We start from the raw sequence: 15,229 nt of genomic DNA, 5'->3' as shown, positions 1-15,229 counted from the left end.
TATTAACAGAAATTCAATGATAGTATAGTGATTGGAGGTCTCGACCAAACACTAATTAAAGAACTCAGGTTAACAGAGCAGCAAGTAGGGTAACTCAGAATGTTTTATTGTTTCCAATTTTCTACTTGTTCATTGAATAGCCTCATTCTTCATACTTTGATGTACTTTTGAAAACAATTTTAAGTTTGATGAGCAGTAACATAGAAAAGCAAATCATTGATATAAGACTGATTCCTGAAATTGCTTCAGATGAAATTCTATTAAAGGAAAAAATTGCCGAAAAATTAAACCTACACCCCAACAAAATAGAAGCCTTTAAGATTATCAAACGCTCAATCGATGCGCGAAAAAAACCAATATTCTATCAATTTAGAATAGCATATATCCTCAAAGGACAGGACCTCGAATTTCCGCCACTTAAGAATAGAAATTTCTTACCTGCAAAAAGCGACAAACAAGTAATAATTGCCGGAGCCGGCCCCGCAGGATTATTTGCTGCATTAAAATTACTGGAAGTAGGTGTGAAGCCCATTATAATAGAACGCGGAAAAGATGTACGTGCAAGAAGAAGAGACCTTGCTAAAATCAATAAGGAACATATTGTAAATCCTGAATCCAATTATTGCTTTGGAGAAGGCGGTGCAGGCACCTATTCAGATGGTAAGCTCTATACCCGCTCAGGTAAAAGGGGTAATGTACGCAGCATTCTTGAAACTTTTGTGCAGTTTGGTGCCGATGAGACTATTTTGGTGGATGCACATCCACATATAGGCACTAATAAATTGCCCGATATTATCACTGCTATTAGAGCATGCATTCTGGCACATGGAGGTGAATTGCGCTTTCAAAGCAAGCTCACCGATATTATTATCGAAAAAAAACAGCTTAAAGGAATAATCATTAATGGCAAGGAAAAGCTTTTTGCAGATAATCTTATCCTGGCTACAGGCCATTCGGCCAGGGATATTTTCTATTTGCTGGACAAGAAAAATATTGCCATTGAATACAAACCCTTTGCATTGGGTGTGCGTGTAGAGCATCCTCAGTCCTTGATTGACCAAATACAATACAAAAGCAAAGAAAGAGGTGAATTTCTTCCTCCGGCAGCTTACACGCTGGCTGAGCAAATCAAGGGGAAAGGGGTTTATTCATTTTGCATGTGCCCGGGAGGAATTATTGCACCTTGTGCCACAAATCCCGGAGAAATAGTAACCAATGGCTGGTCTCCTTCAAAAAGGAACAATCCCTATGCCAATTCAGGTATTGTGATTCCTATAGACGGGGAAGAACTAAAGCCCTTTGAAAAATTCGGAACACTCAAAGGCTTAAAATTTCAGGAAGCCATGGAAAGAAAAGCCTGCGCTTTAGCAGGGGGCACGCAGGCAGCTCCTGCTCAACGTGTAGTTGATTTTATCCATCAGCGCAAATCCAAAGTATTGCCTGAATGTTCTTATCAACCCGGGACAGTGTCTGTGGAAATGGATGAAATTTTTCCCGAGAGTATCAGTTCCAGATTGAGAAAAGGTTTTATTGCTTTTGCGAAAAAGATGAAAGGTTTTGATCATCCTGATGCGATCGTTTTGGCAACAGAATCAAGGACCTCTTCTCCTGTGCGTATTCCCCGTGAGAAAACAAGCCTGGAACACCCTGAAATAAAAGGCTTGTATCCCTGTGGAGAAGGTGCAGGCTTTGCAGGAGGAATTGTTTCAGCAGCCATAGATGGAGAAAAAAGCGCTGAAGCTGTGCTCGATAAAATCAATAAGTAGTTGATATTACGCTGAATTAGCAAAGGAATACAATTCTTATATTTAGTTTTGAATGCGCACTAAAAGAAATTTATGCCACCTATCAGTGTTGTGATCATCACTTATAATGAAGAAAAAAACATTGGCCGATGTATTCGCTCAGTGCAATCAATTGCCGATGATATTGTGGTATTGGATAGTTTTTCAGAAGACAGTACAGAAGCAATTTGCAAAGAGTTGGGCGCGCGTTTTGTGCAACACAAATTTGATGGACATATAGAGCAGAAAAACCGGGCTATTGGCTGTGCAATGTACCCTATTGTGCTCTCCTTAGATGCGGATGAAGCTATAGATGAGGAACTGAAAAAAGCCATAATGGCAGTAAAAAACAACTGGGAATACGATGCGTATTTTGTGAACAGGTTGACCAATTATTGTGGAAAATGGATATGGCACGGCCATTGGTATCCCGACAGGAAACTGCGATTGTGGGACAGCCGAAAAGGCAAGTGGGGCGGTTTGAATCCACACGATAAATTTGAAATGCAAGAAGGTGTTAGTGTCGACTACTTAAATGGACACTTGCTACACTATAGCTTTTATACTTTTGAGGATTTCAAAAAGCAAATGTGCAAATTCGCAAGTATATCAGCACGTGCAGCCTATAAACAAGGAAAACGAGCCGGAAGCTGGAACTTACTGCTCAATCCTGTCGCTAAGTTTTTTACCGGTTATTTTTTGAAAAGAGGTTTTCTTGATGGAAGTGCCGGTTTTACAATTGCCCGTTACAATGCTTATGCAACCTATTTAAAGTACAAAGAACTTTTGGAACTTTACCGCAATGAAAAATAAGAAGCCTGAGTATATCGCACCCATTTTTAGCCGTTTCAAAATAATAGTGGAATGAAAATCGGTATTGATGCCAAAAGAGCTTTTTTTAACCATACCGGCCTGGGTCAGTACAGCCGCACATTGATTGGCGATCTGGAAGAAGAAATCCCGCACATGGAATATTTTCTTTTCAGCCCAAAAATGCCCGGGGGTAAAATTCCATTTAAAAGTCCTGTGGTTTTTCCAAAAGGAAACAGATTGTTTTGGCGATCATACGGGCTCAAAAAAGAAATAAGAGAAAAGCAAATAGATATTTATCATGGATTGAGCAATGAAATTCCTTTTGTTGCGCACAAGAAATCACCCTGTAAATTTGTAGTCACAATTCACGATTTAATTGCCTTAAAATTCCCACAGTGGTATCCTTTTGCCGATGCACAGATTTATAAAGCAAAAATGCGCTATGCCTGTAAATATGCTGATAAAATTGTAGCTATCAGCGAAGTGACCAAAAACGATATTTTGGAAATGGGCTGGGCACCTGAATCTAAAATTGAACTGATCTACCAGTCACTTTCTGGTGCATATCAAGATTTCCATTCTTCAAAAAAAATTATTTCCGACCATCCTTATTTGCTTTATGTAGGTTCATTTAGCGAAAGGAAAAATGTGCTTTTTTTGCTTCAGGTTTTCGCTAAAATCTCAAAGCAAATTCCACATCAATTGTTTTTAGTTGGAAATGGAAGTGCTGCGTATAATAGAAAAATACTTTCTGCAATTTCAAAGCTCGGTATTGAATCCCGTGTAAAAATTTTAAACAATATTTCTAATCGGGAACTCCCACAATATTATCACAATGCTGATTTGTTTTTATACCCTTCGCAATATGAGGGCTTTGGATTGCCTGTAGCAGAATCCCTGGCATGTGGTACTCCTGTTATTTCTACGCTTGGAACTTCTATGGAAGAAGCTGGAAAATCGGGGGGGCTTTTTCTTCCATTGGAAACGGTACTTTGGGAAACTGCTGTTATTGACCTGATCAATGACAAAGCCCGAAGAACTGAATACGCTGAAGCTGGAAAATCTTATGTCCAAAAGTTCTCAACAAAAAATATAATGCCTCAGTGGAATAGACTTTATAAGAGCATAATTTAAGTCCTGATATTGATAAAGCTTCTATTTCGTACTTTTGTGCTCACCTATAAGCTGCATTAAATTTCAGAAAAAAATTCATGTTTATTTCGTCTAAAATTATTTTGCAGCTTTGGTTCTTAAACAAAACACAAAAAAATGCTTAAAATCGAACATATTGGAATTGCTGTAAAAGATTTAAAAAATTCCAATCAACTTTTCGAAAAACTTTTTGATAAAGCTGCATATAAGGAAGAAAGTGTTGAATCAGAAGGCGTAAGCACTTCTTTTTTTCAAGTTGGAAACTCAAAAATTGAGCTTTTAGAAGCCGAATCTGATGACAGTCCTATTGGAAAATTTATTTCCAAAAAAGGAGAAGGCATACACCACATTGCATTTGAAGTAGAAGATATTGAAGCTGAAATGAAGCGACTTCAATCTGAAGGGTTTCATTTGCTGAACAAATCACCAAAAAAGGGTGCAGACAATAAATTGATTTGTTTCCTGCATCCAAAAAGCAGCAATGGTGTTTTAATAGAGTTGTGCCAGGAGATGAAATAAAAAAGCCCCCGAATGTGGAGGCTTCTATTAATTTTCAGTAAAACAGAATTTTACACCTATTGCTCAGGATTGCTTTTAGTATCTTTTTGAATCGTACCGGTATTTGATTTTACGGCTTTTTTCTCAACGGCTTTTTCGCTTTCCTTGATTTTAGGATTTTTGATAGTGGCTTCTTTTTTAATTACAGCATCACTTTCAGCAGCTTTTCTTTCTTTAACTTCAATTTTTTCAGAAGATTTAGCCACTTTTTCTGCTTGGACATCTTTCTTATAAATAGTTGAAGTGTTTTTTTCTGCCTGTTTTGTTTTGGCGTACTGTGTTTTTACAGCAGGCTTAATTTCTGCTTTCTCTTCTTTAACATCGCTTTGAGCAAATGCAGTTGCGGAGAACAAAAGAATAATTATTAGGGCACTCATTGTCTGTCTCATAATTGATCTGTTTTTTGGTGTTTGCAAATTTAATAAAATACTTAATGCTTTAGGGGATTTGAGCCAAAATACTTTGGCCGCCTTTTACTTTCTGGCGCAGATCTACATGAATCACCGAATCAATGGGCAAAAACAAATCAACTCTTGAGCCAAATTTGATGAAACCAAGTTCTTTTCCCTGTGCAACTTCCTGTCCAACATCCATATAATGCACTATTCTGCGTGCCAAAAAGCCGGCTATCTGGCGAATCAATATTTCATTACCATTGTCATCAATCACTACTGTATTCCGCTCGTTGTCCAGTGATGATTTTGGATGCCAGGCAACTAAATTTTTCCCGGCATGGTATTTCACATACTTCACTATCCCGCCAATAGGGTTCCAGTTGACGTGGACATTCGATGGCGACATAAAAACCGAAACCAATATCCTGCGGTCTTTAAAATATTCTTCTTCTACTGTTTCTTCAATGGCTACAATTCGCCCGTCAGCCGGTGCCAGCACATAATTTTCATGAAGAAACATTACCCGCCTGGGTTTTCTGAAAAATGATGCTATTGAAAGAAACAAAATTGCAGAAGCTATGAATACCCCCCAAAGCATTTGTTGATTTCCAGGGTAGAAATAACGCATGATCAAATTAATGGCAGTAAGTGCTACTACTACTCCTGTTAATATTTTAAAACCTTCTTTGTGAATTGTCATAAATCAAATAATTCCTAAGGAATGCCAAAAATAAGATAAAATTGTAAACAGGTATAAATTTGATTCGGGGAGTGAAAATGATTTAAGTCATAAAATGTTTAATTCAGGAAAAAGGAAACTTCTTGATTCAAAACCTAAACAAAACATAGACCAGTGCAAATGGAATGGCAAAAAAGAAAGCATCAAAGCGATCTAAAACACCACCGTGCCCAGGGAAAAGTGATCCGGTATCTTTGATTTTCACACTTCTTTTGATCAATGACTGAATTAAATCGCCCAGCGATGCTGAAATACTTAGTATCAATGCGAGTATCAACCAATCCTGTAAAGTATTTATTCCAAAAACATAATGAATCAGAACACCTACAATCAAGGAACCCAGCACCCCTCCCATACTGCCTTCCCTGGTTTTTTTGGGAGAAATGCGTTCAAACAATTTCGTTTTTCCTATCATGGAGCCCACTAGATAAGCCGCAGCATCATTGGCCCAAACAATGAGAATAATGCCAATTACCAGTAAATGCCTGTAATTTCCAGCGGGGTCAATGGCAATGAAATTGAGCAAAACCATGGGTAAGCTAACATATATAAAAGCAAAAAGCTGAAAAGAGATATTGCGCAACGGTTGATCGGAATCAGCCCACAGCTCAACAATGAAAGGGATAAACAACACAGGAATGATCAAGACTGCAAAACTCATATCCAGATAACCCAGCGCAATCAATAGCGTGAGAATAAATGATGAAAGAGAGAGCAATAATGTCAACGGAAGATAGAGTAAACTGCTGTTGTTTTTTGTGCGCAGCAACTGGAAAATTTTCTCAAGTTCAAGCTGAGCAAATAAGATCACTAAAGCAATCAATACTGCATATGTCCACACATTGAGATAAAATGCCAACAACACCGTGCCGACAAAAAACAAGGCCGTTCGAGCCCTCACCCATAAATTATTCCATTGCACCCTGTTGAATAATATTTATTGCTTTTAAAAAATTAGCTTCCTGCACATACAATTCTATTTCTCCAATCATCACATATGCTGAATCCTTTTTGTCCATAAGCACACAGCGAATGTCAAGGGATTCTAATTTCTCCTTGAGTAGCCGGGCTTTAAACGTGTCTGTTCCCGAATATACTTTTTTCCATCCACTTTCCATTAATGCATTAGTGTTTTGACATAAATTGAAAACGCGCCAGGCTAATTATTAAAAATACGGTAGCAATCATGATCATAAAAGGAGAAAATTGACCAATTGATTCCAAATCCTGCTCAGTGAAATCAGCTCCCATTGAGTAGACCATTATAACCTGTGCGCCATTATGCACAACATGCGCAATTATAGGATACCACAAATTACCACTCCAATAGTAGAGGTAACCAAACAAAACACCCAATGCCATACGCGGTAAAAATCCATAAAATTGAAAGTGGATGAAGCTGAAAATCAATGCTGCACCGATAATTCCAAGATGTGGATTTTTGTACAGCCTGCCCAGTAATTTTTGTAAAACACCCCTAAAAAGCAATTCCTCACCAATTCCTGGTAAAAGTGCTACCATAAATAAATTCAGCAAGAGCTGCCCAATTGTTTCCATACTTAAAAGCCGGATCAAAATATTTTCATTGTCCTGCTCCATACTCTGAAGATATTGTTCAAGGCCGCCCATAAAATCGGGGAAGTTCATTTGCTGATTGACCTGCAAAAGCCAATAAACAACCGGTCCAGACAAAAAGACAATCACTACTGTGCCCAGTAGCAATTTGAATTGAATTCCTTTTTGAAAGCCAAAATATTTTTTGACGCTTTTTTTCTTAAACCAAATATAAACCAGTGGCGGGAGTAGAAAACTTCCGGCAGAGACAAATATCTGCATGACTTTAAGTGCCCAAATATTTTCATCAATGGCTAGACTTTCAAAGTTCAGACTTCCTGGATCTACACCGAGAAGAAAACCCACTAAAATAGCCCCGAGGACATTAAAGCTTAAAAAACATAAAAACCAGATCAAAAGAAAGTGCAGAAGTGGTTTAAGCGGGTGTTTAATATTGTTAAGCGGTGTTGGTTCATTCATATCACTCAGGAAATTGCGTAAATTTACAATTAAAATTGCGGCATGGTTAAAATTGGGAAACTGGAATTGGGCACATTTCCACTTTTACTTGCTCCTATGGAGGATGTAAGTGATCCACCCTTTCGTGCATTGTGCAAGGAAAATGGTGCAGACATGATGTACACCGAGTTCATCTCTTCAGAGGGATTAATTCGCGATGCTGCTAAAAGTGTTCAAAAGCTCGATATATTTGACTATGAGCGCCCCATTGGCATTCAAATATTTGGGGGCAATCTCGATTCAATGCGCAAAACAGCCGAAATTGTAGAAGCTGCCCAGCCAGATATTCTTGATATCAATTATGGCTGCCCGGTAAAAAAAGTAGTGTGCAAAGATGCAGGGGCAGGAATACTAAAAGATATTCCAAAAATGGTAAGGCTTACAGAAGCGGTAGTGAAATCCACAAAACTGCCCGTGACTGTGAAAACCAGATTGGGCTGGGATGACAATAGCATTTTAATAGAAGAAGTAGCAGAACGCTTGCAAGATGTTGGCATTAAAGCTATATCTATACATGGACGTACACGCAAGCAGATGTATAAAGGGGAGGCAAACTGGGAACCGATTGCACGAGTGAAGGATAATCCAAGATTGCACATTCCTGTTTTTGGAAACGGTGATGTTAACAGCCCTGAAAAAGCACTGGAAATGAAAAACAAATATGGTGTGGATGGCATTATGATTGGCCGTGCAGCCATTGGCTATCCCTGGATATTCAGGGAAATAAAACACTTTTTAGAAACAGGAACACATCTTGCGGCACCTACTGTTGAGGAAAGGGTTGAAGCAGCCAGAAAACATCTGGAAATGTCGCTGGAATGGAAAGGAGAAAAGCTGGGAGTGCTGGAAATGCGCAGGCATTATACCAATTATTTCAGGGGATTTCCAAATATTAAACCTTTTAGAACTAAGCTTGTCACTGAAGATAACCCGATATTGCTTTTTGAGCTTTTAGAACAAGTCAAAATGACCTATTCTCCCCTGCTGACAGAACAAAATGTCACTTGTTGAATTGGGCAAGGATTTTGATAAGCTTCCATTGAAAAACAAAATAAATAAACGAAGATGAGTATTGGATATATAGTATTAATGGTAGTGATTTTTGCCGCCAGTATGGGCGCAAGCTGGAAACTGAAAAGTAAGTTTAAAAAGTATTCTCAGGAACCGCTTAGAAATGGAATGAGTGGAAAAGAAATTGCCGAGCGTATGCTCCATGACAATGGTATTGGCAATGTCCAGGTAGTTTCTGTTCCCGGGAAATTGACAGACCACTACAATCCAATGAATAAAACCGTAAACCTGAGCCCTGATGTTTACAGCGGAAGAAATGTAGCTGCTGCGGCAGTTGCCGCGCACGAATGTGGCCATGCTGTTCAGCACGCACAAGCTTATGCATGGCTCACTTTGCGCAGTAAATTGGTTCCGGTTCAGGCAGCCAGTGGAAAAATCCTCAATGCAGTTATGTTGATGATGATCTTTGGTGGTTTTTTCCTTTTTAGTGCTTTCCCAATTGATCTGGTTCTACTGGTATTGATTGCTTGTTATGGCGTATTGACAACCTTCAGTTTTGTCACACTCCCTGTTGAGTTTGATGCTTCAAATCGCGCATTGGCATGGCTGGAAAACACTGGAATCACAAGCGGGCAAGAGCAGAGTAGTGCCAAAGACGCACTCAAATGGGCTGCTATGACCTATGTAGTTGCTGCACTTGGTTCTTTGGCCACATTGCTGTATTACCTTTCTATTTTCTTGGGTAGGAGAGATTGATTTTTAGAAATAGCCTAAAAAAAGAGAACCCTTACGCAAATAAAGGTTCTCTTTGGCTGTTGAATTTCAGTTATATAACCCGTCAGAACCACTCATTGTTCATTTGCTGTCTTAGGAGGTATGCTTAATGCTTTAATGGAATTACATGTAAAGGTTTTTGCTGAATAAATCAGTTCACTAAAATCTAGTAAATCATTACAAACTATTGTTTTATAAATTCATATATTTATGCGGTAGCCTAATTTTTATAAGTAATTAGGTAAGGGAGTGTCCACTCCTTAAAATCTATTTTGGTAACTGCCTTAAATGCATAAATAGTTTGTTGTATGCTGTCTCTCTTGAAGAAAAGCATTCTCTGCATTATACTTTATTTGAGTTGTATTTTCCAAGTATCAAGTCAAAATTTCTCTACGCTTGGGGATCGGTTTTGGCTTGGGTTTATGGAAAATTACTCAGGTCCAACGCTCTATGTTTACATCAGTTCTGATGTAAACACTACGGGCACTATATCTATTCCTTTGCAGGGCTGGACACAAAATTTCAATGTTACGGCTGGAACAACCACCGAAATTCAAGTTCCCACAGGGCAGGGTCAAACCATTGGCTCAGGAATATTTCCCAATGGTATTCTTGTAGAAACAGAAGAAAATGTAGCTGTTTTTGCTTTAAATTATGAGGGTTATACATCAGATGCTACTGTGGTTGCTCCGGTAAATACTTTGGGGAACCATTATTATGTGATGGCATATAAAGACAATCAAACCTTTTCCAGCTCTTCAGAATTTTTGATAGTAGCAGCCTATGACAATACCACTATTGAAATTGTTCCGAGTGTAAATACACTCAATGGAAATGCAGCAAACGTACCTTTTCAGGTGACATTAAATGCCGGACAAGTTTATCAGGTGCAGTCAAATGGAGATTTAAGTGGTTCTCTTGTTACTTCATTCGATTCAGGTGATGGCTGTAAAGACTTTGCATTATTTGCCGGAAATATTTGCACAGGTGTTATTTGTCCATACTGTGACCATTTAAATGAACAAATGTTTCCAACATCTACATGGGGCATGACCTATGTGCTTCCCCCGCTGCTCACTAGGGCAAATGACCGCTACAGGGTTCAGGCTTCTGTTAATGGCACACAAATTTCTATCAATGGTGGTGCAGCCATTAATTTAAATGCCGGACAACATCATCAATTTAACACCGGGCAAGCTACTGTTGTTACTTCAAACAATCCCATTTCTGTGTATCAGTTCAGTATGGGAAGTGATTGTGATGGCACCAATTCCGATCCATTTACCATAAACCTCAGCCCTGTAGAACAAACACTTAAAGTCATTACATTCAATGCTTTTACTTCAAATGTTATTACAAATTACTACCTGAATGTTGTGACCACAACAGCCAATACAAATCTGGCTACTTTAGACGGCAATAATATTGGTGGCCAATTTACTCCATTCCCTTCTAACCCTACCTATTCCTATGCCCGCTTAAACATTACCCAGGGCAACCACACGCTTGCATCTGACAGTGGTGTTGTTGGATATGTTTATGGGTACGGCAATGATGAATCCTATGGTTATTCGGCAGGTGCAAATCTCAGTGACCTGAGGGCGTTGATCAGGTATCAGGTGGGGGAATACACTGAGCAGGATAGTATAGTATTTATTTGCCCGGGAGATACCATTAATTTTATTGGGGAAGGCGACAGCTCAATTATTTCCTGGGAATGGTTTATGGGGGATAGTCTAAACACCTATTATACAGAGGACACTATTTCGCATGTATATGATGATTACGGTATTTATGAAGTCAAACTCATAGTAGAACGACTGAATATGTGTTCTAAAGATACAGTGACACAAGTAATGGAAGTCACAGGCCCAAGGGTTCATATAGTAGAACAGGACAGTTTCTGTTATGGAGCTGGTATTAATATCAATGTCAGTGGAGGCGAAACATACGAATGGAGTACGGGAGACACTACGGATAATATTTTTGTAAATCCGGAAAACGATACCCTGTATTGGGTTTATGCCATTGACAGCTTATGCCCGGGAATGCCGGACACCGTTCATATAAGTGTTGTGAATACAGCAACAGACTTTTACCAGGCTCCGGTCTGCCCCGGTGAGGTAACATCATTTACAGACCTGTCAATTTTGGGAAATGACACAATATCAAATTGGTATTGGGATTTTGGAAACAACAATACAGATACGGTTCAGAATCCAACTTTTACGTTTGATTCAAATGGAGTTTATCCCATAAAACTTGTGATAGAAAGTGGAATTGGTTGTAAAGACAGTATAGAAAAAACATTGGACTACAACCCGCTACCAATTGCCGCTATGCAACTGGACAGTGCCTGCCGAAATGAAGATTTGGTGTTTCTGGATTCCAGCCGTGTAGATTCAGGCAGTATAATTGCCTGGCAGTGGGATTTGGGGGACAATACAATTTCAACTGATCAAAATCCGGTTTACAGTTATGACAGTGCCGGATATTTCGATATACAACTTGTTGTATGGACCGACAGTGCCTGCACTGATACGGCTTTTGGCCAGCTTAGGATTTATGAATTGCCCGATGCAGGATTTTATGCCGATCCTGTTTGTTTTGGCCTTGAAAGCATTTTTACAGATACCTCAAGCAGCAATGACGGAACACTGGATTACTGGCAATGGAGCTTTGGAGATGGTGATACACTTACCGGGCAACAACAGCAGCATTTATACGATAGTGCAGGGATTTATAATGTGCAATTGATTGTAAACAATTCTTTTCTTTGTGCTGACACCATACTCCAGCAGGTAGAAGTTTTTGCTCGTCCTGATGCTGATTTCAATGCAAGTGATGTTTGTTTGAACGACAGCACTGTTTTTAACAGCCTCTCAAGCATTGATATTGGCACTTTGGCCAACTGTACTTACAATTTGGGTGACGGCAATTCTTCAAATGACTGTGATTTCAGCTATGCTTATCTTTCACCGGACATATACGATGTGGAGCTAATTACCGTATCTGACAGCGGCTGTGCTGATACTACAGTTAAAGCGGTGGAAGTATTTCATTTGCCCGAGGCTGCTTTTGGTTTTGACGATCACTGTTTTAATGATACAACACAATTCAGCGACAGCTCCCAAATTCAAAGCGGTAGTATCCTTGACTGGTATTGGGAATTTGGAGATAACTCCACTTCAATATCAAGCTCACCCGATCATTTTTATGCAGCACCCGACACCTATTCTGTAAATCTTGTTGTCAGCAGCAATCATTTGTGCACCGATACAGCTACTGAAGAAATCGTAATATTCCCATTGCCTGTAGCCGATTTTGAAGTTGACCCGGTTTGTTTTGGAGATACTTCCATATTCAATAACCTTTCATCAATCAGCAGCGGCAGTATTATTGCCAATGAATGGGATTTTTCTGAGGGCAATGCTTCAAGCCAAAGCGACCCCAATCACAATTTCACAGAACATGGCACCTACCCCGTGACATTGCAAATTGAGAGCGATCAGGGATGTCGGGATACCATTAGCAAAGACGCAGTAGTTTATAGTCTGCCCGATGTAAATTTTACTTTTAATAATGTTTGCCTTGAAGATTCTGCCTTCTTTATCAGTGAAAGCGCTGTAGAAGACGGGCAAATCATTTCTTATGAATGGGACAATTCGGGAATGCATTTTTCTTCTCAAACCGATTATTCATATCTGTTCCCTGATTCAGGGCTTTACAATATTAAACTTAGAGCCCAAAGCAGTTTTGGTTGTGTGGACTCCAGTGAAGCCGATATAGAAATTTATCCTTTACCTAAGTTTAGTCACTATATAGAGCCTGCCTGTTTTGGGGAAAATGATGGTGAGATTATTATTATTCCAAAAGGAGGCACTTTCCCATATGAAATTAATTGGACCGATGGGGAAAATATCTTTGTCCGGGAAGAATTGTATTCTGGCACCTATAGTTTTACCATATCAGATAAATATTCCTGCGCTACGGACAGCAGCCTTTATGTTGATCAGCCCGATCACCCTGTAATTCTACAGGTAGAACCCGACAGCACTGAAATTATTTTTGGAACTGAGGTGGAGCTTTACGTTTCAGGCAATTACGACCCCCATCTTAATTACGAATGGCTTAATCCAGAGAGATTGACCTGCAGCGACTGCCAGGATCCTGTTGCCGATCCCCTGGAATACATTCTATATACAGTAGAAGCCACCGACACACAGGGCTGCAAGGGAATAGCCAAAGCAGAGGTTTTTGTCAAATTTGATTATATCTTTTTTGCGCCAACAGCTTTTACTCCTAATGGAGATGGCAACAATGATACTTTTAAGGTATACGCCCGGGGGGTTAAAAATATTGAGTTAAACATCTTCAACAGATGGGGGGAGTTGCTTTTCGAAACCCATGATATCGAAAATGGATGGAATGGCTTATATCGTGGTGAATTATTAAATCCGGATGTATTTGTTTATCACGTTGTTATTGAATACCTCAATGGCTATAAAAAATCTCACAGAGGCAGTTTTACATTGATAAGATAAATGTATTTAATATAATACGCTGCTAAAAAACAATAGCATAAGCCCGATTTAACAGTATTTATGCATATTAGACCTGTTCAAAACTGATAAATTACTTCCTCAGTCTTGTTTTTTAAATTCTTTTTGCTACATTATAGGCCTAACCAAAATTTTATAAACCAATGGCTAATTGTTTTGCATTAATGGGATGGAGCCTCCCTGTGATTGAAAGCGTTCAAAAATTAAACAAACCCTATGTAGTTGTATCCTTTCCGGATTTTGAATCCTATGCGAAGGAACACGATATTCCCTTTCTACCCTATCAGCTTGATGAATGGAGCGATCGTTCAAATGCAAGAGACTTAGAAGAAAAGCTAAAAGCTTTTGGTGTTGATGTGGCTGTTCCGCTGTTTGAAGAAACTGTAGAATGGGCTGGAGCTTTAAATTCAATCTACCGGGACGATCCTCGTGTTTTAAACCGCGCAATGTTGTTTCGCGACAAAGCTATGATGAAAAGAAAAGCCCTGATAGAAGGTCTGCGCGTAGGTTATTTTGAAATCGTTTACAACAATGAAGATGTACACCGCTTTATTGATCGCCTGAATGTAGCACAGCTTCAATTGCCCAATGAGGAAGATGCATGGGCGCACATGAAACCATTTAGTGCTGCCGGTACAGTTGGGCACCGCTTTATTAAAACCCATGCTGATGTTGAGGAAAAAGTTAAACCTGAAGATTATCCTTGCCTGATTGAAAGCCATCTGGCGGGTAAGGAATTTTCCTGTGAAGCATTTATTCATGGCGGTGAATTGCGCTTCTTGAACATCACGGAATATGTAAAATTGGGCTATTCTAATTTTATTCCTGCCGGTCCCGAATTACAAGCCAAAAGACCTTTGATAGAAGATGCCATAAACCGACTGATCAAAGCATTTGGAATAGAATACGGAATGATCCACCCAGAGTGGTTTCTCAATGAAAAAGACGAATTGTTCTTTGGAGAAGTGGCCTGTAGAATTCCCGGAGGGCATATTCTCGAACTGGCTTCCAAAGCCTATAATTTTGATGCACTGGCTGCCTTTGTATTATGTCATGATCCCAATGCTACTGAGCAAGAATTAGCAGCAATATTTCCTCCTAAAGATTTTGAAATAGATGATTATGTGGGAAATGTAATGGTATTTCCAAAAAGGGGAAACATTTCAAAACTTGAAATTCCTGAAGAACTATTGGAAGAATCCTATTTTGAAGACCACAACCTTCAGCCTCCTTATGCTTCACAAAAAGTTAGTGATCGGGAAGGATTTGGAAACCATTTTGGAACTATAAATTTTAGAGGTAAAAACCCAGAAAAAATCAAAACACTACTTGAACATTACCAGGACGTTCCGTTTTATGTGTAGTATT

General features: G+C 39.2%; 13 protein-coding genes. 8 read left to right on the top strand and 5 right to left on the bottom strand.

The annotated features are described in order from the left end of the window. The first annotated feature begins 188 nt into the window (after positions 1-188). The 4 genes from WD048_05465 to mce all read left to right on the top strand — a co-directional run bounded on the left by WD048_05465 (position 189) and on the right by mce (position 4,268). On the top strand, positions 189-1,766 hold the full coding sequence (locus WD048_05465) for an FAD-dependent monooxygenase (protein ID MEX0811646.1): 1,578 nt from the start codon (positions 189-191) through the stop codon (positions 1,764-1,766). Positions 1,767-1,838: 72 nt separating this feature from the next. Continuing rightward, on the top strand, positions 1,839-2,597 hold the full coding sequence (locus WD048_05460; protein ID MEX0811645.1) for a glycosyltransferase family 2 protein: 759 nt from the start codon (positions 1,839-1,841) through the stop codon (positions 2,595-2,597). 51 nt (positions 2,598-2,648) lie between these two features. Further along, on the top strand, positions 2,649-3,731 hold the full coding sequence (locus WD048_05455; GenBank protein MEX0811644.1) for a glycosyltransferase family 1 protein: 1,083 nt from the start codon (positions 2,649-2,651) through the stop codon (positions 3,729-3,731). Between the two features lie 135 nt (positions 3,732-3,866). Continuing rightward, positions 3,867-4,268: a methylmalonyl-CoA epimerase gene (gene mce / locus WD048_05450; GenBank protein MEX0811643.1), complete on the top strand. Its 402-nt coding sequence runs from the start codon at positions 3,867-3,869 to the stop codon at positions 4,266-4,268. A gap of 56 nt (positions 4,269-4,324) precedes the next feature. On the opposite strand, the gene WD048_05445 is transcribed toward mce, so the two are convergent. The 5 genes from WD048_05445 to WD048_05425 form a co-directional block, all read right to left on the bottom strand. Then, positions 4,325-4,723: a hypothetical protein gene (locus WD048_05445; GenBank protein MEX0811642.1), complete on the bottom strand. Its 399-nt coding sequence runs from the start codon at positions 4,721-4,723 to the stop codon at positions 4,325-4,327. A gap of 22 nt (positions 4,724-4,745) precedes the next feature. Continuing rightward, positions 4,746-5,402, bottom strand: coding sequence for a phosphatidylserine decarboxylase family protein (locus WD048_05440; GenBank protein ID MEX0811641.1), 657 nt, complete (start codon positions 5,400-5,402; stop codon positions 4,746-4,748). 127 nt (positions 5,403-5,529) lie between these two features. Next, complete coding sequence (locus tag WD048_05435) at positions 5,530-6,363, bottom strand: CDP-archaeol synthase (GenBank protein MEX0811640.1); 834 nt, start codon at positions 6,361-6,363, stop codon at positions 5,530-5,532. Beyond that, positions 6,350-6,559 carry a DUF2007 domain-containing protein gene (locus tag WD048_05430; protein MEX0811639.1) on the bottom strand — a complete coding sequence of 70 codons (210 nt, stop codon included), beginning with the start codon at positions 6,557-6,559 and terminating at the stop codon, positions 6,350-6,352. The genes WD048_05435 and WD048_05430 overlap by 14 nt, the downstream gene beginning before the upstream one ends. A 7-nt stretch (positions 6,560-6,566) precedes the next feature. Continuing rightward, positions 6,567-7,475, bottom strand: a complete 909-nt coding sequence (locus tag WD048_05425; GenBank protein ID MEX0811638.1) for a CPBP family intramembrane glutamic endopeptidase — start codon at positions 7,473-7,475, stop codon at positions 6,567-6,569. A gap of 42 nt (positions 7,476-7,517) precedes the next feature. Between WD048_05425 and dusB the strand changes: the two genes are divergently transcribed. The 4 genes from dusB to WD048_05405 all read left to right on the top strand — a co-directional run bounded on the left by dusB (position 7,518) and on the right by WD048_05405 (position 15,225). Beyond that, on the top strand, positions 7,518-8,525 hold the full coding sequence (gene dusB, locus WD048_05420; GenBank protein MEX0811637.1) for a tRNA dihydrouridine synthase DusB: 1,008 nt from the start codon (positions 7,518-7,520) through the stop codon (positions 8,523-8,525). A gap of 54 nt (positions 8,526-8,579) precedes the next feature. Next, positions 8,580-9,281 carry a zinc metallopeptidase gene (locus WD048_05415; protein MEX0811636.1) on the top strand — a complete coding sequence of 234 codons (702 nt, stop codon included), beginning with the start codon at positions 8,580-8,582 and terminating at the stop codon, positions 9,279-9,281. A gap of 326 nt (positions 9,282-9,607) precedes the next feature. Continuing rightward, positions 9,608-13,843: a PKD domain-containing protein gene (locus WD048_05410; GenBank protein ID MEX0811635.1), complete on the top strand. Its 4,236-nt coding sequence runs from the start codon at positions 9,608-9,610 to the stop codon at positions 13,841-13,843. A gap of 161 nt (positions 13,844-14,004) precedes the next feature. Beyond that, the gene (locus WD048_05405) at positions 14,005-15,225 is read left to right on the top strand and encodes a hypothetical protein (protein MEX0811634.1); all 1,221 of its coding nucleotides are present in this window, start codon (positions 14,005-14,007) and stop codon (positions 15,223-15,225) included. Positions 15,226-15,229: the final 4 nt, after the last annotated feature.

The organism is Chitinophagales bacterium (assembly GCA_040877935.1).
GTDB lineage: Bacteria > Bacteroidota > Bacteroidia > Chitinophagales > CAIOSU01 > JBBDNB01.
This window is presented reverse-complemented; position numbering and strand designations above follow the sequence as displayed.